General features: G+C 34.6%; 21 protein-coding genes. 6 read left to right on the plus strand and 15 right to left on the minus strand.

The features are described from left to right. Window position 1: 1 nt before the first annotated feature. The 10 genes from COMX_RS06000 to COMX_RS06045 form a co-directional block, all read right to left on the minus strand. Entirely contained in the window at window positions 2-1,072 is a 1,071-nt protein-coding gene (locus COMX_RS06000) for a major capsid family protein (protein WP_034338127.1), read from the minus strand. Between the two features lie 11 nt (window positions 1,073-1,083). After that, window positions 1,084-1,614 carry a structural cement protein Gp24 gene (locus COMX_RS10680; protein ID WP_051461912.1) on the minus strand — a complete coding sequence of 177 codons (531 nt, stop codon included), beginning with the start codon at window positions 1,612-1,614 and terminating at the stop codon, window positions 1,084-1,086. A gap of 2 nt (window positions 1,615-1,616) precedes the next feature. Continuing rightward, window positions 1,617-2,864 (minus strand): DUF2213 domain-containing protein, encoded by a 1,248-nt coding sequence (locus COMX_RS10685; RefSeq protein WP_051461913.1) that lies wholly within the window; start codon window positions 2,862-2,864, stop codon window positions 1,617-1,619. 50 nt (window positions 2,865-2,914) lie between these two features. Next, window positions 2,915-3,784, minus strand: a complete 870-nt coding sequence (locus COMX_RS06015; protein ID WP_034338130.1) for a hypothetical protein — start codon at window positions 3,782-3,784, stop codon at window positions 2,915-2,917. A gap of 100 nt (window positions 3,785-3,884) precedes the next feature. Continuing rightward, a complete protein-coding gene (locus COMX_RS06020) occupies window positions 3,885-5,258 on the minus strand; it encodes a DUF1073 domain-containing protein (protein ID WP_051461914.1) in 1,374 nt (457 codons plus the stop codon). A gap of 54 nt (window positions 5,259-5,312) precedes the next feature. Then, on the minus strand, window positions 5,313-6,773 hold the full coding sequence (terL, locus tag COMX_RS06025) for a phage terminase large subunit (protein ID WP_034338133.1): 1,461 nt from the start codon (window positions 6,771-6,773) through the stop codon (window positions 5,313-5,315). Next, on the minus strand, window positions 6,721-7,032 hold the full coding sequence (locus COMX_RS06030; protein WP_034338135.1) for a hypothetical protein: 312 nt from the start codon (window positions 7,030-7,032) through the stop codon (window positions 6,721-6,723). The genes terL and COMX_RS06030 overlap by 53 nt, the downstream gene beginning before the upstream one ends. 238 nt (window positions 7,033-7,270) lie before the next feature. Continuing rightward, window positions 7,271-8,248 (minus strand): GlxA family transcriptional regulator, encoded by a 978-nt coding sequence (locus COMX_RS06035; RefSeq protein WP_034338138.1) that lies wholly within the window; start codon window positions 8,246-8,248, stop codon window positions 7,271-7,273. Between the two features lie 1,005 nt (window positions 8,249-9,253). Beyond that, window positions 9,254-9,787, minus strand: a complete 534-nt coding sequence (locus COMX_RS06040) for a hypothetical protein (RefSeq protein ID WP_034338140.1) — start codon at window positions 9,785-9,787, stop codon at window positions 9,254-9,256. Window positions 9,788-10,329: 542 nt separating this feature from the next. Beyond that, on the minus strand, window positions 10,330-11,103 hold the full coding sequence (locus COMX_RS06045; RefSeq protein WP_034338143.1) for a hypothetical protein: 774 nt from the start codon (window positions 11,101-11,103) through the stop codon (window positions 10,330-10,332). Window positions 11,104-11,676: 573 nt separating this feature from the next. On the opposite strand from COMX_RS06045, the gene COMX_RS06050 reads away from it, so the two are divergent. From COMX_RS06050 to COMX_RS06065, 4 genes are all read left to right on the plus strand, one after another. Continuing rightward, window positions 11,677-12,426 carry a LexA family protein gene (locus COMX_RS06050; protein WP_034338146.1) on the plus strand — a complete coding sequence of 250 codons (750 nt, stop codon included), beginning with the start codon at window positions 11,677-11,679 and terminating at the stop codon, window positions 12,424-12,426. A gap of 226 nt (window positions 12,427-12,652) precedes the next feature. Continuing rightward, window positions 12,653-13,000, plus strand: coding sequence for a hypothetical protein (locus COMX_RS06055; protein ID WP_034338148.1), 348 nt, complete (start codon window positions 12,653-12,655; stop codon window positions 12,998-13,000). A gap of 161 nt (window positions 13,001-13,161) precedes the next feature. Next, on the plus strand, window positions 13,162-14,472 hold the full coding sequence (locus COMX_RS06060; RefSeq protein ID WP_034338149.1) for an HlyD family secretion protein: 1,311 nt from the start codon (window positions 13,162-13,164) through the stop codon (window positions 14,470-14,472). Continuing rightward, on the plus strand, window positions 14,469-16,637 hold the full coding sequence (locus tag COMX_RS06065; protein ID WP_034338150.1) for a peptidase domain-containing ABC transporter: 2,169 nt from the start codon (window positions 14,469-14,471) through the stop codon (window positions 16,635-16,637). Before COMX_RS06060 ends, COMX_RS06065 begins: the two co-directional genes overlap by 4 nt. 61 nt (window positions 16,638-16,698) lie before the next feature. On the opposite strand, the gene COMX_RS06070 is transcribed toward COMX_RS06065, so the two are convergent. Then, window positions 16,699-17,205 carry a hypothetical protein gene (locus COMX_RS06070; protein WP_034338152.1) on the minus strand — a complete coding sequence of 169 codons (507 nt, stop codon included), beginning with the start codon at window positions 17,203-17,205 and terminating at the stop codon, window positions 16,699-16,701. Window positions 17,206-17,263: 58 nt separating this feature from the next. After that, window positions 17,264-18,637 carry an ammonium transporter gene (locus COMX_RS06075; RefSeq protein ID WP_371827971.1) on the minus strand — a complete coding sequence of 458 codons (1,374 nt, stop codon included), beginning with the start codon at window positions 18,635-18,637 and terminating at the stop codon, window positions 17,264-17,266. 323 nt (window positions 18,638-18,960) lie between these two features. On the opposite strand from COMX_RS06075, the gene cysE reads away from it, so the two are divergent. Continuing rightward, the gene (gene cysE / locus COMX_RS06080) at window positions 18,961-19,797 is read left to right on the plus strand and encodes a serine O-acetyltransferase (RefSeq protein ID WP_051461992.1); all 837 of its coding nucleotides are present in this window, start codon (window positions 18,961-18,963) and stop codon (window positions 19,795-19,797) included. Between the two features lie 156 nt (window positions 19,798-19,953). Beyond that, window positions 19,954-20,751 (plus strand): SGNH/GDSL hydrolase family protein, encoded by a 798-nt coding sequence (locus COMX_RS10690; protein ID WP_051461915.1) that lies wholly within the window; start codon window positions 19,954-19,956, stop codon window positions 20,749-20,751. Window positions 20,752-20,846: 95 nt separating this feature from the next. Here COMX_RS10690 and COMX_RS06090 read toward each other — a convergent pair whose 3' ends face one another. The 3 genes from COMX_RS06090 to rlmB all read right to left on the minus strand — a co-directional run bounded on the left by COMX_RS06090 (window position 20,847) and on the right by rlmB (window position 23,887). After that, window positions 20,847-21,902, minus strand: coding sequence for a linear amide C-N hydrolase (locus COMX_RS06090; protein ID WP_034338153.1), 1,056 nt, complete (start codon window positions 21,900-21,902; stop codon window positions 20,847-20,849). A 77-nt stretch (window positions 21,903-21,979) separates the two neighbouring features. Next, window positions 21,980-23,116, minus strand: coding sequence for a glycosyltransferase family 61 protein (locus tag COMX_RS10695; protein WP_084051529.1), 1,137 nt, complete (start codon window positions 23,114-23,116; stop codon window positions 21,980-21,982). A gap of 12 nt (window positions 23,117-23,128) precedes the next feature. Beyond that, the gene (gene rlmB, locus COMX_RS06100) at window positions 23,129-23,887 is read right to left on the minus strand and encodes a 23S rRNA (guanosine(2251)-2'-O)-methyltransferase RlmB (RefSeq protein WP_034338155.1); all 759 of its coding nucleotides are present in this window, start codon (window positions 23,885-23,887) and stop codon (window positions 23,129-23,131) included. Between the last annotated feature and the right edge of the window lie 83 nt (window positions 23,888-23,970).

Here is a 23,970-nt window from a genome sequence, read left to right on the forward strand (position 1 = left end):
TTTATACCCCAATCATTTGTGCGACTAATACAGGACGAGTTAAAATTGTTCCCCAAGACCCTTGTGTCAATTTTTCTTTCATCGAAGAGCTTTCACGAACAATACCGTGACTTCGCAATTTTTCAGAGAATGCACAAGTAAACGTATCAATTCCTTGATAGTTCTCTACAAATAATTGTACTAATTCAATTTTAGAATTATTATCATCAGCTCCTTTAGCATCCAAAGAAAGCTGAGGTGCACTCATTTGTGTTAAATTAGGAAAATTCTTTTTCAGCAAATCAAGAACAGAAATACCATATTCATTTGTTTTTAATAAATATGCTTGCACATTATTCGAGATTACTAATTTTAATGGACTATCCATATCCACCGCACTATCTAAGTTGACAACACCTTGTGTTTGGGATTGTAACTGACGATATAAAGCTTGGATATCTTCATAGATCTCCAAGGCGGTTGCTTTTTCCCAAACTGGACTGTTGCTAGCCTTGGCCTGTGGAGCAATTGGCGTTAAAAGATTAGGATCATTTAACGCACCATAATTTTGAAGATTAGCTACCCCAAAGAAATAACTTTGGTTTTGCCAGTGATTAAGCAACAAAGCTGCTGCTAAACGCTTACGAGAAGGCAAATCAATATTGGCAAGGCCTGCACGACCTACTTCACGATCTCCCCATTCAGCAAAAGCTTGTACCAAGAATTGTTGACGTTGAGGGAAATTAGTATTCATACGACTGTAACCAGCTTGATGAAAATCACCGTATGCAGCCACATCACCAGCAGGTTCAACAACCGTAAACATCATTGTGTCATGTAACCAATCACCTTTTTTTGCTTCTCCGTAGATCTGAGCAGCTTTTAAAGGGGCGGTTAAAACATCAATAATTTGAGGATCAATATAAGTCGTAAATTGTGATGGAATGGCGTTATTGGCAGCTGACACAGGTGTAAATGCACTATCTCCCACTCTGGCATTCGTGCTATATTCCATGACATTCGGCAAATGAATACCAAATTCACTTGCTAAAAGTGCTCTGTCACGAGCCCATGATTTTGTTTGAATTGTCATTGATATATTCCTTAAATCCATGCCGAAATGGCAACCAAATCGCCACCTTTGGCGCTCGCCACATATTTATATTTTGTCTCTGTACCACTACCCACGCTTACGTTTCCTGTTGTTACATCGACATTCACAACTTCACCGCGTTGAACCGCAGATGATTCTTTTGGCAAAGCCACTAAAAATTCCCCTTTGTCGTAAACGGTTACCATAAAACCAGCAGGAATGTTCATAGATGCTTGTTCTAAATATTGTGCTGGAACACCTGTTAATTCACGCCCAACAAAACCCGCAGGACTACCCTCACCTTTATTGACAATAGTATGTGTTTCTTCATCTACCCAAACAAAAGACCCCGCTTTGACACCATCGGTACCCGCTTGATAATATGCACCTTTTTGCATAAAATATGCAGGAAGATCACCATTCATAACTAATACTTCTTCTGCTTGAGGATCACCCAGAAATGAAACTCTGACATTGCTAGATGCAAAATCCCCGTGCCAGCCTTTAGCTAGACCTAAATTAACTTTTTGTTGAAAAGACATTATTAAATACTCCGTAACCGTGTTGCGCCAAAACGTTGCAAATCACCTTTTTGCATTCTTTTACTATCGTTTGCTCTACCTTGAGACTTATGAGATAAAATCAAATCAACCGCGTATTTTAATCCGTTATATCCCATAGATGCTGGTGGGGCTTCACCTGTGATTTCTACAAGCACACTGCGCAGAATTTCCTCACCCTCATCTTCGGTGATTGCCCATTCACCAACCAGTGGTTTAACAAGTTGACGAGCTTCTTGAGCTTGTTTGGATTTGGCTTTCAGTTTCTTTTCAATCGAGCGTTCCAAAGAAGCTGCATCAAATGCTTGAAAACGTTTTTTTAGAATTTTTTTACCTAAATGATCACAATCAGATACATCTAAATCAGATAAATCTTGATCTTCTGTAAAAACAGTATCTACAGGCTCTTCATCACCGATATAATCTTCACCCTCATCCATCACACGATCTACAGCAGCATCAATTTGATCGTCTTTTACACAATCACAGTCTGCTGCAGTCATATTATTGGATAAAATAGCTTGTAAAATTTTACCGAGATTTTTACGACGTGTACCACTTGCTATTGTTACTGCGTCCTCGACATCACTGCGATTAAGCCCTGTTTTTCCTAGTAAATTTGCCAGAGCTGTTGTTAATTGCAGCCCTGTGTCATTAAGTTTTGGCATTGTGTTATTTAACCTTTCATCTGAAACCCTAACATCTGGACCTGCCCGTCCTTCTGCCACTAATGCGACGTGATCGACATAAATTTCTGTCATAATTCCGTCATATGCTTCCCCATCGAATTCACCCTTATCCATAACTGGTGTAAACGCATAAGAGGCCGATAATTCAGCTTGTGTATTATTTTTAATTGCCTCGATATAATCTCCATCCCAAATCGTGATAGAAGATTGAATATAAGGATAAGAAAAAGCAGGGTCAGAACCCGTTGTTCCAATAACTTTAGAGTTATCCAAACGATCAGCATCTGCTGCTTTATGAACATAAAGAATAGGTCGCTCTTTAAAAGAACCTACCGCTTTTTCCAAAGCGTCAGGTGAACGTAAAAAACGATATTTTTTATTAGGATCTAACCCGTATTGTTTATGGCTGTTAATTTCTGCGCCATAATATTCACAGACATTTGCTTTGGTTAAATTCGTATTATGTACGCGCAAATGCCCGTTCCAGTCTTCGAAACGCATAGACTGCGCATCAAAAACCAAAGTTCTGTTTTTTAATGTCATTGAATTTGTTTATTTTTTATTAATGGCTTTTACTATAAATAATTATGATGTTAAGAATCTATGAAATAAACACCTATTGTTGGGCTGCGGTACTCAACTCTTACAACAGGAAGATAAATACCTGTTTTATAATAATAACTATCTCTCATATTAAATGCTTCTGCCCCCCCTTTCTGCATATTTTCTGTTAAATAGAAAAATGCTTGAATTGGCATTGATTTAGCATCTGTTAAAGGTTTAACAATAATTTCATTATAACCAGAACCAATATTTGGATACATCTGAATTGCTCTTAAATTCTGATTAAATAAATCTGCTGTATTGGCTGGTTGTGCATATAAATCTAATGAACCTATACTCATATCAAATGCGCATTGATATTGTTGTTTATGATTTTCATCACCACCTAAAGAAATATAATTTTGATACCATAACTCTGCTGTTGTAACAGGATTAAAACCAGCAAAAACATTTTGACATCGTCTATTTGAATCTGGGCGACCACAAGAATCCCCTCTGCCATCTGTCCAAGCATCTGTTGGAAAAGCACAGGTTATTTCAGGTTTAACTTTATCTAATGGTGCTAACATGTTGGGATAATAAATAACCCCAGATAGTTTTCCACCGAAACCCAAACGTGCAGGAATATCTTTACGTATATATGTAAATGAAACACCTTGCCTTTTGATAGAAGCTGGACTTGGATCCCATGCGTTATAATCATTACTATACCCTGTAAAACGAATCATAACTCCTGAACATAAAAAAGCTGGTCTTTTTGAAGAGCCGCAATTATTAACAATTTTGCTATAATTTGCATTTAAATCATCAGCTGTACTTGCACGTGCTTGATAATTTCCACTTACGCTCAATATTGCAACAAATAAAGTTGCAATTGGCGTTATTTTAAACAATTTCATTTTTGTCTCTTTTTATATAAAATGTAAAAATTGAACAAAAAGGCATAAAAAAAACCCCCATAAGGGAGCTTTCAAAACCGTCTTTTATTCATTGTAAATTTTAGAGATTTTTGTGACTAATTATCTCTTTAATCTGCTTGGTATCAATTGCACCGACACCCAGATAATCTGATAAAATTTTTGCTGTATTTACATCAACTTGTGATTGTTGGACTTCATCTAATTGCCATAATGAGTTGAATTCAAATGTAATATTTTTATCAATCAACCCAAATAAATGTAATTGTACAATTTTTAATATAATATCAATTGGTCCACGCAATACTGATTGCTGTAAAGCAGAAATTTTGTCATAAAAACAGCGTATTTCTCCATCAGAGGAAGCATTTAATCCAGAAGGAGTAATCCCTAATAATTTCACCAGTGGGATACCAGAAATAGAGGCTAAATGTTCTTGAGATTGTGCTTGTAATTTATCTAAACCCGATAAAGGAGTAGAAATATTAGCTAGATCTTCACTATCTTTATCAACAATTTGTAAGCCACGATTATCTCGATAAGCAGCCATTAACTCTGCTCTTTTACTGAGTTCTTCACATCCAGGGCTTAATAATTGTGATAGATCCGTTTTTAACACCATGGTTGAAAAGGATTTAATTAAATCTGCTACTGACTGGCGTGTGCATAACCAATTATCGACATAAGGTTTACACATAAATGCCAATGGCACACCACCGAAATTATAAGCAGGTTTCAAAATATCAGGCACGGGCTGAGAGATCATTGAAATCAGACGAGAGGCATGAATTTGTTGTCCCAAAACCCACCATACAGAAGGTTTGTAAAAATCTTCACTAAAAGGATCAATAGCATCATAATTCACAGGGGTTACCCAAGTAGGGTCAAGTAATTTAATCGATTTCAGCTCACCTTTTTTAATTTTCTTGGAGGTTAAAAAAAGTGGACTCAATTTTTCTTCATGATCATGCTGTGCTGTTTGCAAATCAATATATAAAAAAGATTGTCCAAAATAGCCTTCTGTGCAAAGCGCCCTACGCATTAATCCTTGAATATCCAAACGTTTAAACTCATTATTAATTTGGTCTATTTTATCGGAATAATTAATTGACTTGTTTAAACTTTTAAAAGTAATCCACTGTCTTGTTGCTTCTTCTGCTCTTGTTTCCACAACCATACGATATTCTCCTCGCAAAGAAAGTTGAGCAAGATAAGGGTATCCAGGAAATCCAATCCCCTCCTCAAACAATGTTGTTATTGGATCATTGGTAACATTGAAATTACGAAATTGATCAATAAAGACACTGTCACTCACGATCTCATGATGAGAATCATCTTCCTCACCAACAATTCCATCTGGAACTTCATAAGGTGCAAACATATCTTGTTTATTTATAAGATCATTTTTCTTCATTCCAGAGATATGAATTTCTCTAAATCTATTTTTTTTTACCATTATTTATTTTCTCAACTATTTTTGAATTGCCAAAAGCAAATGCTGGTCATTAAATCAGCTTTGTTGTTTTTTAATTGCTAATAATTTTGCAAAAGAAGGCATTTTGGGTAAGTTTTTCTTGATCGCAATAAAAGAAAAAGCTCCAGCTGCAGCATCAACCTGATCATCATGAGCTCCCTTTGGAAATATGCCAAGCTCTTCTAAAAACGATCTATTCCATGGTGCCCTTACTAACGCCACATTCCCCATATTTACCTGAGCTGCAAAAGGATCTGCCCTAGTTGCCTTGTCCCCAGTTTCCCTAACTGATTGAATTTTATAACCAGCAAGTAATTTTGTATAATATTGAACCTGTGCAACACCTGCTTGCCCTGGATCTTGTGGTAATATAATACGCACATCTATTCCATCCTGACTGGCTACACTCATGACCGTTTGTGAAACCTCATCGGGACAACCCCGAAAACGCACCACATCAAGAATAGTATAACCGCCATCCTCATTACGCTGCATCTTGACCCCAACCGTCCAATCAGGATCATATCCTCTTGACGCTTGGCTAGCTGCAAAATCCCAACGTCTGACAGTCTGAACAGATTTAGGAGGAGCATCAATCACAGGAACTTTGAGTGTTTTAAAAAATGATCCTGTCACCAAAGTTGGAATACCCTGATATAAAGATAACCAGTCGCGCTCCCCTACTGCTTTTTCAATTTGCAATAATTCCTGTTCGCCAAAAACATCAGCCCACAACGGTGCATTTAAAGGACGATTTAACGGATCATCTTCCATTGCTCTTGCAGGTAAATGTAAAATATCCCAAACTTCACCCGTGCCATTTTCCATTTCATTCATTAAGCGCCCTGCTAAATCATCAACATGCCAACGAGTAAGAGCCAAAATAATTGCTCCACCTGGCATTATTCTGGTACGTAATACTGATTTATACCAATCCCAGATATTGTCGCGTATGTTCAAACTTTCTGCATCCTGACGATCTTTTACAGGATCATCAATAATCGCCAAATCACCGCCATAACCAGTAATAGACCCACCAACACCAGAAGATAAAAAGACACCTCCTTGATTTGTTTCCCATAAATCCTTTGCTTTGCTATCGGAAGATAAAGAAACTGCGGGAAAGATATTTTTAAATAAACGAGACCCAACGATATTACGAACATCCTTACCAAAACTATCCGAAAGTTTTGCTGAGTAACTGGCTACTATTAATTGTTTAGTAGGATTTCTTCCCAAAAACCAAGCAGGAAAACGTTTGGAAGTAAGCTCACTTTTACCATGCCTAGGAGGCATAAAAACCATAAGTCTTTTTATTCTTCCTTGTTCTACAGCTTCGAGTTTTTCACACAATAAACGATGATGAAGTCCTGTAAAATAATCTTGCTTTGTATAAACTGTAAAATCAATTAAATGCTCTCTGGCTGATCGACGCTTTTTTAATTCACGAAGGGCTATAATCCTTGCTTGCGCCGATAAAGATTTGCAGCTCTTCATCACTCATTTCCTCTGGCTGCTTTATATTCGTTACTTCTAATTTTGACTCTGTTAATTTAGCATGAAGATATGGTGCAACCTTGTATGCAACATTTAATGCTAAATCATAATTTTCTTCTTCAAGACTTTTATTCATAATAAAAATCATGACTTCTAGAGGCGTTTTTTGTATTTGATCGACTGTTTTACTATTTTTTTTTATAATTCTCTTTACAGTTTTTTTAGGTATAATACTTTTCTCAATATCAACTTTTACCACCTTATTAGCCTTTTAAATTCCACCACTGTAATTTTCACATTTATCTCAGCTTTAATTTTATTCCATATGGCAACGAAGTTAAATACATCAATAAAAATTACTCTATAGTCATAAAAACAATACGAATTCATAATATTATCCATTTTAACAATTAAAAAAGCGAATGTAATTCACTGTACATTCGCCAACAGCTCATCAATAAATTTAAATTATCTGAACTAGTTTTTATCTATTTTTATCAAATAATAGTAAAAATCTGACGATAAATATTTGGTTTTATACCAACGATTTTAGTAAATACTTTAGAAAAAGCACTTTCATTACAATATCCAACATTAAAAGCAATCTGCTTAATCGATAACTCAGTAAATTCTAAAAATATTTGTGATTGATGGACACGATAACGTTGTAAATACTCTGTAATATTTAGTCCTGTCGCTTTTACGAAGCGCCTTTGTAACGTACGCATCTTTAATTTAGCAATCTGGGCAAGTTTTTTTAAAGATATTGTTTTTTTAATATTTGCATTTTTAATCCAATTCTGGACTCTTAAAATATCAATGTCCCCATGATATAAACAAGGATCGAATATACAAAAATGACGTTGTTCTCTTCGGGAAGATTGTAATAGGCACATTTTAGCAGTTTCAACCATTACAACTGGCCCTAATAAGCGTTTAATCAAACACAGCCCCAAATCTCCCCAGCACACTCCACCACTCGACGTTACAATATCGACATCATCAATCAACAGCTGATCTAATTGTAATATAATATTTGGAAATAGATGCTTAAAAATATTTCCGTATTTCCAATGTGTCGTCACCACCCTATTTTCTAATAATCCTGTTTGTGCTAATAAAAAAGCCCCTGTGCCAACAGAGGCCAAAATAGTTCCTTTTTGATGATGAAATTGCAAAAATTTTATATATAAATTATCTTCAGAAATAGAAGGAATACCCTTCAAATCTGGGGGAATAATAATTACAGTAAATTCTTTATCTGGATGATACGTTTTTAAAAAAGCAATATCTGCATAATCAATTTTATCCTCCAAATCAATTATACTAACCGTTAAATCTGGAAAAGATTGCTCTGTTATTTTCCGCGCTAATTGGTTGGCTACCATAAATATATCTCTTAAACCCAAAATGGTTACCTCTTGGGCATCAGAATAGCGTAGAATACCAATATGTATTGATTGAAAATTTGTCATTTTTGCCATCAGTATTATTTAAGTTAGAGTGATTACTAAAAAGAAATAAAGGACTTAAAAAATCTCTTTATCTGATTATATTAATATTAAGAAAATGTGATATAAGTTGAAAAATCACTTTTCTTCAAAGATAGGATAAGCAATAAAGCATATTAAATTCAATGAGTTACAATATAATTTGTTTTTAACACTTATCATTTATATTTCGTTTTTTTAGTTGAAAAACAGAATATAATTGCACAAAATATTTTCAAAGTAATTACAAAATCTCATAAGTTCTAAATTAGTTGAACTTTTTAAACTTACAAAATTTTGTTCAATATCAGATACATATGCATTTGATGAATAAAACTCATTAAATATACAAAATAAATATGTTATATAAAACAAGTAGCTATTAATTGTGTTACATGAGCAATATATATAAAAATAGCCTCATTATATTAATAAAAATAATGAGGCTACATAAATAAAATTTAAAGAATATAAACTCTTAATAATATAAACATGGTTTTCTGGAAATAAATATAATATTAATCTTAAATAAAGACGCAATTAATATATTATATAAACAATTTAACATAACTTTGACAAGAATACAAGTTATATTTACAAAATTATGATCTTATTTATTGATACAAAGCACGACAAAATATTAATGAGAACAGTTTTTTTTAATATTTGAATACATTTCTTAAAGGTTTAGATAAATACATTTCAATTTTATTTTTGAACCATAGTTTGTAGAGTAATTTATAATTATGAAGAATATTTATTTTCTCTTCATAAAACATATAAAATTAGTCTCTCAACAGCTACTTTTCACCTTTGGCATCACGATTAGGCAAATAATATCATCATGCGAAAAGCAAGAACAACCCTTAATGGTTTTGCTCTTGCTTTCATATATATATGTGTTCTGCAAATATAAATCATGAAAAAGTATAATTACTATTTAATAATTATATAAAGCAATTTATGTATTATTTTATTAAAATTTTATCATCATTTTAGATATTCATTTTCAATTGCTTCTTCAAGTAAAATAAAAGTAGAAAGCACTTGTCCCATTGTGTAATGTAAATTTAATTTCATTGTTTGAGAAATTTCTTTTGTACTCATATTTCCTAACACAATCATATTTAAAATACTTCTATGATAACGTCCTATTTCATTCCAAATTTTAAACAACTTTTCATAAGCTTCATGTTGAGCAGCTGACGGTTCCCAATGACCACTATTACCTTCTCTTAATAAATTGATTCTAGCATATAGATCACCTGTTTTACCTAAAGCTTTTTCGCATAAGATAGCATATTTTTCTGCACTATCTCTCTGTTCTTGTGTAATAGAGCCCCGATTTAACATTTCATCATAAATGGATTTCCTACGTAATCGTGTAACCCTTACTTTCGAATTTTGGGGATCCTCACCTTTTTCAAATTGATATTCACCCCGCAAATAAGGTAAAATCATCCCTTGCTTTTTAGCAATTTTGGGAAAGCTCACTTTTGTTTTTTTCTTTATATATCCTGTCATTTTATATTACCTCTCAATCAAAATGAATTCATGTATTGTAAACTGTAATTTTCTAAATAATCTCTGTAACAATTCTATATTTCTTTGAACGTTTTTCGTTTATATTCACATTATTTTTCAACTTCATATTCCGATGAATAAAATAATGGTTTACTTTCTATAAATGTTTTTATAAAAAACGAACTAAAGGCAACTCATTAAAATACGGTAGAAATTTTAATTTTAAAATTAAAAATAGATTTAATAACCTGGTGAATAATCATTAAAGTTGCTTTGAGAACGACTACAAAAAATTATAAAATTACCCTAGTTTGGTTTGTCTTAACCGCGTATGTATTTGACGATGATCAATAAAAGAAAGCGCATTATTAGAATTTTATATAAACTTCCCTCTTGCATCAGTATATGCAAGAACAGTTTTGTTAGTTTAATAAAAAAATTTTATGAAACTTATCTCTAAAATTTGTGCTCTTAAATGCATATCCATACTCTCATATATTGACTAACCGGTTTTATTGCTCTGCAGCTAAATAAGTTTGGATTTAAATAGTTTTTTTAATGATAGCTTGTGTTTTTTGATTGACTAGCTGCCTACACCAACGGCGCCAAGCTGCTTCCCAATCCATTTTATTCGCTTCTTTACCTGTCTTTGCATGCCAGTAATCGCAAAAATCTTCTGCAATTTTATCAGGACAAAGATAAAGACGAATAGCATATTGCCGACAATTTTCATCAGGGAGCCATTTCTGTGGTAATCGATAACCAACAAAATTGTAATTTTTTTCTATTATACCCTTGATATTATCGTCTCCTCTCCCCATATAAGTGGGGATGTGTATATCTTGTATTCCAACTTGTATTTTCTTATATAAAGAAGAATCTTTTATAACATCTTGTTCTCCTTGACTTTTTAGGCGATAATCTGATAGTAATTTGTTTTTTTTATAAAGATTATCGCCCTTTTTTAATCCTCCTAATAAATGACTATTTTTTGATCTCCGCTTTTCTTCACGTACAATACGACGACAATATAAGATCCCCTCTTCTGTTACCGAACATACATCATTATCTATTAATTTTTTTAATAGACGTTCAGCTCTGTCTTTGCGAATACCCACACGTTTGGCAATATCAAATACAGTCATTGGGCGGCTATTAATAACTAAATAGCCAATTTGATCGCTTTTATGCATCATTGCAATCAAATTGATCCATAATCCTTGCACCGCTAAATCACAACTTTGTAAATTAATATCATTCAACCAAGCATCCCAATAAAATTTTCCCCAATTATATTTAAAATCTACATTTTCCATAGTGTTTACCTCTAAACACAACATTATATAATTTATCTCGTTATTATAATGTTCTAATATATCACCCAATTCATAAATTTACCTATATAGGTTATTTAATATCATATTATTTAAGCATAATATTTATCCTTTCGTTTTTAAATAAAGATATATCAAAAATATTCTTAATACTTATGCATCAAGTATAAAGTAAGCATACAATTTTTTTTTATAAATTTTTTATCCACTTCTTATCGTTTCATTTCAAAAAAAGAATAAATTTAGTTGCTTGACTTTATGATATAGATGTCTCTATACAATTAATTATTTTGTAAAAGCTCTTGAATATTTGTAGATGAACAATAAATTCCAAATAATAAAACTTCACTTTATTTGAAATATATTCACTTATAAGCATGAAACACCTTACGAAACAAAAAAAACACCTCAACATCAGATATCAATAAAACCTTTGATATAAAAAGAAAAAATTGTAACATAGAATATAAATAAGGTTATTATACCTTAATGTCAATATAAAAATAAGGCGTTAATTCCTGATAATTTTTTGAACTTTTAACACTTGTAACGAAAATGAAAAATCAAACCTTACTTGATCAAATTGAAAAAATCCTTAAAGAAAAAGGACTAAGCGCCAGAAAAGCTTCTATCAAAGCTGGTATAGGAGAAGATTTTATCCGAAATCTGCGACGATACAACAATATTCCAAAAATGGACAAATTGCTCAAGCTTGCCAATGCCTTAGATGTTGATTTAAACTATTTTCTTATTTCGGCAAAAAATAATAAAGAGCCCGTTAAAAATAAGGTTAATTCACCGATACCAATAACAACCATCTATATACGTGGAGAAGTGCAAGCTGGACAATGGAATACTGCCGTAGAATGGCCTAAAAGTGATTGGATTCCCTTAACAGTTCCCTCTGATCGCCGTTATAAGCATTTCACAACATTTGCTCTAACAGTTAAGGGAGACTCTATGAACTTATTATATCCTGAAGGTACCATCGTTATAGCTGTTAACTTCACAGATATCGGTCGCAATCCAGAAGATGGAGACTGTGTCATTACAATTAGGCGAGATACTTTGACAGATTGCTATGAAGCAACCCTTAAAATTATTCAAATCAAAGAAGATGGTAGCGTCTTGTTATGGCCCAAAAGTGACAATCCTAATTTTGTTAAACCAATTATTCTTCCCAAACTCACCACCGAGTATCAAGGAAATGGTATGGACGGAGATAATGCTTCCACTCCTGATATTACAATACAAAGTCTCGTAATTGGGAGTTACAATATTGTTGGCAAAATGAATATTAAATAAACAAACAATAGTGATTTTATTATTTTCAACACTTATAATTTAATTAATTTACATAATTTTAATAATAGAACAACAAAGTAAATAAGCTATATTTATAATGGTATCGCATAGACAAAATCGCTATTATTGCTTTTTATAAATAGATATGATAACAATACAAATGCCTTTCACTTTGCTTAATTATAAGGCAGTATTTAATTAATTTAAATTATTTGGAGAATATAAAATGCGTGAAATTTCAACTGTAGAAATTCAAAGTGTTGCTGGTGGTTTTAACTGGGGTAGCCTTCTTCCAAAACCATCACTTTCTGGATCAGCAATTGGTACAGCAGCTGGTACAGCAATTGGGTCAGTTGTTGACGGTGCTTACAATGCATTAACAGGTTCAAACTCAACATCACAAACTTCTGCTGGCGCATTATTAGGTGCTGGTATTGGTTCAATTGTTGATGCAGCACACTCTACATCTTCAACATCAATCACTTCTAATGTTGTTAATGCCATTACAGGCATTGGTTTTGGCACAATTGGTATCTTAAGCGGTATTAAATCAGCTTTTGGAAAACGTGCTTAATCTTTATCTACCCTAAAATGCTGGTTTAATATTTAAGAAATAAATCAGCATTTTATATATATTTTTCTAAAACTATTAAGAGTAATCAATTTGCTTTAGACTAAATTAAATATAATTTAACTTATTTATTCATATATAACCATATTACATACAGCAAATTAATGAGCTCACTTTTTAGACCTGAAGTTTTAGAAGCAAAAAGAGATACTTGGCTTGGCAAAGTTCAAGATATTCAGCCTATCCCAATAAAAATCATATCTGTTATTTCTTTAGTTTTTACGATATTAGTAATTTTGTATATTTATTACGGCGGGTATACACGTAGAACACACGCTATCGGCAGTATGATGCCTGTTTCAGGACTAATTACAGTAGGCTCAAGAGCTAACGGTGTAATTATTGAAAAAAATATTAAAGAAGGACAGTTTGTTCAAAAAGGACAAAAGCTTTTCGCCATAAGTTTGGAAAATAATAATATTAATGGTCCTGCACAAGAACAAATCAATAAAGTTCTTAAAAAACAAAAACAGATATTAATAGACCAATACAATTTACGCAAAAATAATGCGCCTATTGAAAAAGAGAATATAACCAGCACTCTAGCTAACTTATATCGACAACACCAAAAAGTTACGAACCAAATAAACCAAGATAATATTATTATTCCTAAGATTCAATCTTCTTTAACGATGATTGAGAAAGCTAAAAAGTTAGCTTTAGCAACGAATATAGAATATCAAAACCAACTCTATACATACGCTCAAATCCTTAGTACTCATTCTCAATTTTTACAAAATCAAACTTCGATAGAAGGACAGATTTTAGATAATATAGCTAAACTTCGTCTGTTTGACAGCACGTTAAAACATGATCTTTATGATATTCAACAAAAAATAGCTCAAACCGAAGAAAAAATTATCCAAGGCGAAAAAGATCAAACAATTATCGTAACAGCACCCACAAGCGGCAATATAACCGCATTACGCGGTTATATTGGACAACAAGTCACCCCAACCTCCGCCTTACTAAGTATCGTTCCTGAAGGACAACAATTAGAAGCAGAACTCTACGTTCCAAGCTCTGCGGTGGGATTATTAAAAAAGAACGATACTGTTGTCCTAAGTTATTCTGCTTTTCCTTATCAAAAGTTTGGCTTGTATAAAGGCATTGTCTCTGAAATTACCTATACCCCAATTACCTCTGAAACAATGGGGAAAGAAGATAGCGAACGCCTTAAAAATGAATTCGCAAATCAAAATGCAGAAGGTGACCATAATTTATACCGCGTAAGGGTAAAACCTAATGAACAATATATTATGGGCTATCATGATCAAAAACTTTATCTAAAACCAGGCATGCGCGTTGAAGCCGATATCGCCATTGATTATCGTCGCTTATATCAATGGATGTTAAATCCATTCATCAAAGTCAAAGACACTGTAAAAACAAGATTAGTTAAGCCAACACCATGATAGATGCTCTTAAAAAACTTGAGTTTAATTTTCGCCATAAAACACCTGTCATTTTACAGGTAGAAGCTGCTGAGTGTGGTTTAGCTTGTCTTGCTATGATTATGGGACATTATAAGAACTATATTGACTTAACTACCTTTCGTCGTCGAGAATCCATTTCTATTAAAGGCATTACCTTACAGAACATTATTGATGTTGCACATCGTAATAATTTGACTACTCGGCCTTTGCGCCTAGAAATGGAGGAACTAAACAAGTTAAAACTACCTTGTATTTTACATTGGAGCCTTAACCATTTTGTTGTTCTGATTGCTGTTAAAAGCTATGGGATTATCATTAATGATCCCGCTCATGGCCAAAGAAAAATCCTATGGGAAGAGGTTAGTAAAGAATTTACTGGCGTAGCCCTAGAGGTTTCCCCTAATGAAAAATTTGAACGTAAAGATGAACGGAATAACCTTAAATTAAGAGATTTGTTCAGAAAAACGGATGGTTTAAAAACAACTTTAACCTATTTGTTTTTTGCTTCATTAGGTCTAGAACTTATTGCAATAATTATGCCTATGGCATCCCAGGTTATTATTGATGAAGTCATTGTGACCTTGGATAAAAACTTATTAACCACGATTGCGGTCGGGGTTGGGTTACTGATTTTATTACAAATGATTATCGCCACCGCACGAACTTGGATGGTAATGTTATTTAGTACACGTCTGAATGTACAATGGAATGCTGGACTTTTTGATCATTTAACACGCTTACCATTAGATTATTTCCTTAAACGTCACGTTGGTGATGTTTTATCCCGTTTTGGATCATTGGGAATTATCCAAACAACCATTACGACTGACATGGTTCAAGCGGTTATGGACGGTTTGATGGCCGTGGGTATGCTCATCATGCTTTTTATCTATGGAAAATGGTTGGCAGTAGTAACCATTATTGCTGTAACGCTTGATGCCATTGTGCGTTTTATTGCTTATCGTCCCTACAAACAAGCTTCTGAAGAAGGTATTGTTTATAGTGCAAAAAAAGATTCTCACTTTATTGAGACTTTACGTGGTATGGCCAGCATTAAGTTACTTGGACTGCGTGAACGTCGTCGCGCACGTTGGTTAAATCTATTGGTAGACAGTATTAACGTTGGTTTAAAAACACAGCGTTACGACTTGATTTTTGGAAGAATTAATGACGCAATTTTTGCCTCTGACCGTTTAATTATGATGGTTGTTGGGGCTTACTTTGTTATGGACAACAAAATGTCTGTAGGAATGTTAGTAGCGTTCTTGTCTTATAAAGACCAATTTACCGGCAGAATAGGCAGCTTAATTGGTGCTATTTTTAAACTTCGTATGTTATCTATTCAAAGTGATCGTATTTCTGATATTGCCCTCACCCCTACAGAAAAAGATACCGCTGATTATTCTCTTACTCATGATATAACAGCTTTGCTAGACAAAAAAGATTATGAGCAATTAGAGTGCCGTGATCTTGGGTTCAGATATTCTCCTGCGGAACCTTGGGTATTTCAAAAGTTAAATATTCAAATTCCTCAAGGAAAAAGTGTGGCTATTATAGGTCCATCTGGTTGTGGAAAATCTACATTGTTAAAAGCCATGATGGGATTAACTTTTCCAGAAGAAGGCGAAATACTTTATAAAGGGAAAAATATAACCAAACAATCTTTGGATATTTATCGCCAGAACATTGCAGGTGTTTTACAAGATGATGGTCTGTTTTCGGGATCTATAGCAGATAATATTTGTGCTTTTGATGATAACCCCGACCATGAGCGTATTGTGGATTGTGCTAAAAAAGCAGCTATTTATGCTGATATAATGACGATGCCTATGCAATTTGAAACTTTTGTTGGGGATATGGGCAGCTCTTTATCTGGCGGGCAAAAACAAAGAGTTATCATTGCACGCGCTTTATACCGTCAACCTGACATTCTATTTTTAGATGAAGCCACCAGCCATCTTGATGAACTGACAGAGTCTCATATTGCTGATACTTTGAAAACGATGCATGTTACCCGTGTTATTGTTGCACATCGCCCAGCAACAGTTGCGTTATGCGATCTTATTATCATCATGGACCCTCAAACCATTCAAAAGGGTGAAGTCCAAATCGTAAATAGAACAGATTTATATCCAGATGAATAATATAAAAAAAGACCTAGTTTTTATAAAAATTAGATCTTTTTAATCTTATACTTCGAAGGTATTATTTAGCAGAAGTTTTCAAATGTTTATTACATTCACTGTAATATCCACCACCTTTTTGAATCCATTTTAAACCACCGTTTTTATTAGAAACTTTGTTGGCTTTATATTGCTCTTGGCAAGTCATCATACGTGCTTTACCTTCTTTTTCATTCGCAAACTTAGGATCAACTTTTTCTGGAAAAACAACATCCCCTGTAACTACTGGTGCTTTTTCTACAGCTGTTTTTTTAGCTGGCTCTTTAGGAGATTCTGAAGCTGATTTAGCCTCTTTTACAGCTGCGTTTTCTGTAGGTTTTGCTTGCTTTGCATCACAGTTGGCTGCTTTATATTCTTTGAAATTCTTTTCTTTTAAAGTTCCAGCCTTTTTAGCTTCACTAAATTGTTCATAACATGCTTTTCCATCTGCTGCACGTGCATTATGAGTAAAGCTGATCATACTGCCTGTAACTAAAGCTGTTACGGCAACATATGATCCTAATAGTGGAATTTGTGTAAATATCTTCATTAGTACATCCTTAAAGTTAATTGATTTATAGTATACTCATAAAATAATAATATAAATCTTATGAGTTAATCTGTTCATTATGTAAAGCCATATCTAAGCCCTCGCGTTCAGCGTCTTGATCAACACGTAACCCAATAAATTTATCAATTAATATCAATAAAATCCAGGAAATAGATCCACTCCAGATAATGGTAACAACAACAGCTTCAATTTGGGCAATAACTAACCCAACAGAAGCAGAAATTCCAGCAGGATCAGACTCTGTTGCTGATAAAGGACCAAATGCAAATACACCTGTCAAAACAGCACCAATAATCCCCCCTATTCCATGCACACCAAAAGCATCCAAAGAATCATCATATCCTAGTTTATGCTTTAAATAAGAACAACTCCAAAAACACGATACCCCACCAATAAAACCCATTAACAATGCAGGACCTGGTAAAACAAAACCTGCGGCTGGTGTAATAACAACCAAACCTGCAACCGCTCCAGAAACAATTCCTAATACAGTTGGTTTTTTTCGTTTAATCCACTCAATACACATCCAGCCAATCCCACCAGAAGCAGCAGCAATTTGTGTCACCAACATCGCCATACCAGCACGCCCATTAGCCCCCAAGGCAGAACCTGCATTAAATCCAAACCATCCAACCCAAAGCAATGAGGCTCCAATAACAGCATATCCAACGTTATGAGGGGACAAATCACGTTTTCCAAATCCGATCCTTTTTCCCAACATCAGCGCACATACCAGACCTGCTACCCCAGCGTTAATATGCACTACGGTACCACCTGCAAAGTCAATCGCCCCAAGTGCTGCTAACCATCCTGTTGATGTCCAAACCCAATGAGCAATCGGAACATAAGAAAGCAAACCCCACAACACACAAAAGATACATAAAGCACTAAATTTGATACGCTCTGCGGCAGAGCCAACTAAAATAGCCACAGAAATAATAATAAACGTCATTTGAAAAACGACATAAACACTTTGCGGGATTGTCATCATTATGGGGGCTGCAGTATCTGCACCTAATACAAACCCTTTATCAATCCCAAAATGATAATGATCTAAAATACCATTCAGCATAAATTGTGAGGCATTTCCAATCACCGGAGAGCCTGTGGTAAATACCAGACTATAGCCAATAACTACCCATAAAATACTGATAATACAGCAAATTGAAAAAGACTGCATCATCGTGGCCAGAACGTTTTTCTTTCTGACCATACCAGCATAAAACAAAGCTAGCCCTGGAATCGTCATCATTAGTACCAAAGCTGCACTTACGAGCATCCAAGCAGTATCCCCAGTATCCAACGCAGGAGAAACAACAGAAGCACCGTAAGCACGCATTGGTATCAAAAATAACAACCCAACTAAGAAATAACTCCTTAACCACGTAAGTTTTGGAATTCTGCCCTTCATAGAAATGCTCCCCTTATTAAATACATCAAGTAAGAATATAAAATCTTTAAATGACCAAAAATGATAATTATACTTCAACAAGCACTCTATTTTTGACATATAATTCTTATACTAAACACGAAAGTGTGATTGGCAATAATAAATTTATACAAATCGTTATAAAATTGAATCATGTTGTAAAAAATTGCTTCTTGCGAATATAAAAGATAAAGTGAAACTCCTATTCACAAGCTTTTTAATTTTTATAAAACCAATTGGTCGAGGTCTTTATGAGTGATTCTTTGTCGCGTTACCCTAACCCTATTATCCCAGAAAATAACGCTATGAATAACCCACGAAACACACTTGCCAGTGGCCCAGATAGCCATGAGATTAATTTAGATGCTTTATGGATGAAAATTATGGATGAAAGCCGTGCTTGCTGTGATCCTTTACTCGGCAGCTTTTTTAATGCATGCGTTCACCGTCATCCTAATTTTTCTGCAGCATTGGCGGATAATATCGGACGTAAACTTGGTGATACCTCAATCTCCCCTTCAGCTTTAACTCATTTAATTCAAGAAACTTACAAACACACTCCCTCATTAGTCTCTATTGCAGCGGCCGATTTGATTGCCGTTATGATGCGCGATGCAGCCTGTTCCAACTTGGTAACACCTTTTTTATTCTTTAAAGGGTTTCACTCTATTCAAGCACATCGTATTGCGCATTGGTTGTGGAAACAAGATAGACCGTTTTTAGCCTTGCATATGCAAAGCCGTATTTCAGAAATATTTGCGGTAGATATTCATCCTGCAGCAAAATTGGGACAACGTGTCATGATTGATCATGGAACTGGCGTGGTTATTGGTGAAACCGCTGTCATTGAAGATGATGTTTCTATTTTACAAGCTGTAACTTTGGGCGGAACAGGAAAAGTAGAAAAAGATCGCCACCCAAAAGTACGTAGAGGTGTTCTAATTGGAGCAGGAGCCAAAGTTTTGGGCAATGTTGAAATTGGCGTAGGAGCTAAGATTGGCGCAGGTTCTATTGTACTGGAAAATGTGTTACCTTATACCACCGTGGTTGGCAACCCTGCCCGCCCCGTTGGTGTCAAACATAAAGACATGCCTGGTATTTCAATGGATTTATCACTGCCCCCTATTGACTACGTGATTTAAGTAAAACCTAAAAATAATAAAGTAGAATTTACTTTTTGACAAAAAAATGTTAATATTTACTATAATATAATTTTTATACTATTAATTCATTTCGAAACCGTTCATTTTATTTGAGCGGTTTTTTTTATTTTATTAAATCAAAAAAGGTAATTTAACATGACAAATTCGTCTTCAAACATCACCATTCCTGATACATACAAACAAGCTACTATTACTAATACTACTACTATTGATTTTGATACACCTCAAGGAAACACAAACACTAAACAATTCCTCAAAGGTAAAAAAGTATCTATTATTGGTGATAGTATCTCAACATTTAAAAACTATATACCTAATGACAACAGACCTTACTCCTATCCATCAAGTGACGTTACTGATGTCAATCAAACATGGTGGATGGATGTTATAAATCAATCTGGTGCGACTTTAGGAACAAATGACTCATGGAGTGGACGCTCTGTTGCTGGCAATCCTGAAAAAAATACAAGTTGTTTATTAGCAAATCTTAATACTATCGATAAAGACACTGATTTATGTCTGATATTACTTGGCGTCAATGATTTTAGATCTGGATCCACATTAAATGCTTTTGATCCCACCAAAAAAAATCCAAATCCACAAACTGATTATTCAGATGCGTTATGTGTTGCTATGGAAACTTTAGCCAAAAATTATCCTAACACACGTTTTGCATGGATTTCACCAATAGGTGACTTTACATGGCCTGCTGGTTTTCCTGCTTTGGTTCCAAACAGATATGCTTTAACTATTTGGAAATATGATGATGTATTAAAAGAAGCATGTAAATTTTATGGAAATCATTTTATCGATATGAGATATACTTTTTCTTATTTACAAGCATCTGAACTAATGGATGGATTACACCCAAAAGCAGCGGGAATGCGCAGGCTATCTAGGACTATCATTCATTCTATAACAAATATTCTTTAGTATTTGGTATATTTAGGCATAAATCACGGCGCATTTAGCGTCTTTTTTTATGCCTTTTTTAAAGAACAGACCCTAGTTTATAATAATACGTAATTCTATTTTACCTTATTAATCGACAGGAATTTAAACATGGGTGCTTCTTTAAAAGATGCGGTGGCATTGCCAGAGTAAATATGGGTTTGATCTTTTCCAAGATCTAATTTTTTAACTTTGCCTGTTTTTTCAGAAAAATCAATTTGATTTAAATCAACCCAAAAAATATTTGGGGTTAATGCGGACTCAAAGAAATATCGTTTATTTTTTTGATCTGCAAGCGTTCGCCAACGGGTAGAGGATATATTAGGCTCATTCTCTGTATTAATACCAAATGGAACAGACGCATTCCGAATAACACTGAACACGCTTGCCACCGCGATCCGATCATCAAGTTTTTTAGGAATAGCATTGATGTAAAAGGAAGCTCTTGCAAAACGATCGGCTGCACGATTGGTTCCAGGCAGCATCACTGTTCCCCCAATCGATTTCCAATAGGCATCCAGTGCCAATTGTTGGTCAAATGCAGGAGAATTGGTTAGAACTTGATATTTGCGATTATGATGAATGATTTGTTTGCCATCAATATATTCGATAATTGCACTGTCCCCTGTAGGATCAGAAATGGACATGTGCAAACTTGCCATTCTTTTCTCACCTGGGACGTTATCCGTTATCACGGTAAACGGTTCTTTTTCCAATGCTGTGACGGCTTCCTCAACGGTAGCAAAATTATCCAATACATATTGCCCCCATACAGAAATCGATAAAGTTGACTTATCTTTGTCAGGTGTGGGATAGACAGACTCTACCAACCACAACATATTCACATCCAGACCTTTTTCATTCATTCCGTCTGTGGTCGCAATATCGTAACCCGTGGCAATCACGCTGCCATATTTGGACTTCCAATGGATAGTTTTGTCGCCTGTGGCACCATCACGCTGCATTCCTTGAGGTAAGATCCATAAATTCGTTCCTACATCGCGTTTCCAATCCATAGACCGTGCAGTGATGATTTGATTATTTTCGCCTAAATAGACAGCTCTGGTACATGCAAGACTGGTAGAAGAAAATAAACATACCCCTGCAATAAAAGCACTTAAAATTGTACGCATATTAACCCTTATATTTTTTCTTAAAAAGGCTTGATTTGAAACAGAGTTTATCTGGTAAAGATTAAACTGCCTAATCATTATTTTATAAATTGTTCTAACTCATCCAAACGTTTAATAACGAATGGGATATCCAATTCATTCACCCATGCGCTTAAATGATCTGGGCGATTATGATCTACACCCGTATCAAATTTATCCGCCCAATAACGCAACTTTCCTTGCAAAGACATCACTAAAAAACATTGATTATCATGATGGCTTGGAATGAGTTCATAAATAATCGTTCCTGGTTTACAAAATCCAATATTGGCAAGCCCCGCACCTAATAATGCCACAACCATTTTTGCATTTTGAAAGATAATAATTTGCTCATCAATAGAATAAAGTTCAGGGTCTAAAATAAAATATCCTTTTTGCTTTAAACTCTCAATTAATTCTGCTTCGTTACTAAGATTACGATGTTCTTTATTAGCTCGGCTGATATAAATCTTATCATGGCATAATTCTTGTTTAATTGAAACTTTAACGTTACTGATCATCTGTTGATAAGCTTGAACCGATAAATTGGAAACTGCGAAATCAGCCTCTCCTGTACCTAGTTCATAATAATCTACACAAGACAAAGCATATTGTTTATATTTATTAATAGGACAGCAACGTTCTAAATCTATCCCTAATAACTCTAGCGTTCTCTGTTGCCAAGGTAATAATGGTGATGGAACTAAGAATTTTCCTTGGATACCAGACTGCAATGCCGCATAAAAAGCTGGTATAGCATGTGCCATCCAATGAAAATAATTATTTTCCCAGTGATCGGAACAGCTAAATACCAGCCCTTGATCTTCATATGAAATCACTTCGTTCGGCCTAACTTTTAAAGAGTTTAAAAGCTCACCGGTAATATAGTGATTACAATTGGGAATAATGCCTCCGTTTTTAAAAAAAACCATGTAATAGGCATCTAACACAACATTTTCCAAGCGATAACGGTAAATAGCTTTGGCTGGCCTTTTCCAATCGGAAAAAGGATATCTTTCTGTATCCGTTAAACGATTAACATCAAACCAAGTTACTTGACCATCACAAGCACCACATTGCTCAAGTTTAACCTTTTGCACAGCGACACGGTTAAGGCGAAAAATAAAATGATAATAAACTCTGATTACCCGTCTGACAGCTAAACGAAGAAATTGAGGAACTTTCATTTTACTCATAACCCTTTTAACCTAGAAGAAACTACGTGTGATCTCATATAAAGCAATTGCCCCTGCAACAGAAACATTTAAACTGTCGATATCCCCAGTCATACGTAGGCTAGCAATTTCATCACAATTTTTCTTGGTAAGCTGTCTGATTCCTGCACCCTCAGCACCTAGTACTAATATTACACGGCGTTGAGCATAATCGGCACCATTTAATAAATTTCCATGCGCATCCAATCCAACTGCCCACAACCCTGCTTCTTTGAATTTAGTCAATTCACGAGACAAATTAACCGCACGCATAATGGGGATAGTATCCAACCCACCAGATGCTGCCTTGGCCATAGCCCCACTTTCATCTGGTGAATGACGATCTTGTAAAATCACTCCAGCTGCGCCAAAAGCCACCGCAGAACGTAAAATAGCCCCAATATTACGTGGGTCAGTTACCTGATCCAGCATTAAAATAGGACCAGAACGCTCTAACATATCTTCGGCACTGGCACTGCCCAAAGGCATTACATGCAAAGCTATACCTTGATGAACTGCTTCTTTGCCACAGATAGTATCCAAAGTTGATCGATCAATCGTTTCATGGACAATTTTTAAAGGGGCATCCAATTTTGCTGATACCGTAGCATAAGCATCTGCCGTAGCTAACAAGCGCAATTTTTGTCGCTTACGGTTTTGCAATGCAGCTTGGACTGCATGTTGGCCATATAACCAATAACCGCCTTTTATATTATAATTCGCATTTATATTAGGTTGAGGGCGTCTGCTCATGAAATATCAATCTTTAAATTATTAAAAAATAGGACTTTATAAAAAAATAACAAATTTCTCCAGAGAAATCTATTTCTCTTATT

Source organism: Commensalibacter papalotli (ex Servin-Garciduenas et al. 2014), from assembly GCF_000527695.1.
Classification (GTDB): Bacteria; Pseudomonadota; Alphaproteobacteria; order Acetobacterales; family Acetobacteraceae; genus Commensalibacter; species Commensalibacter papalotli.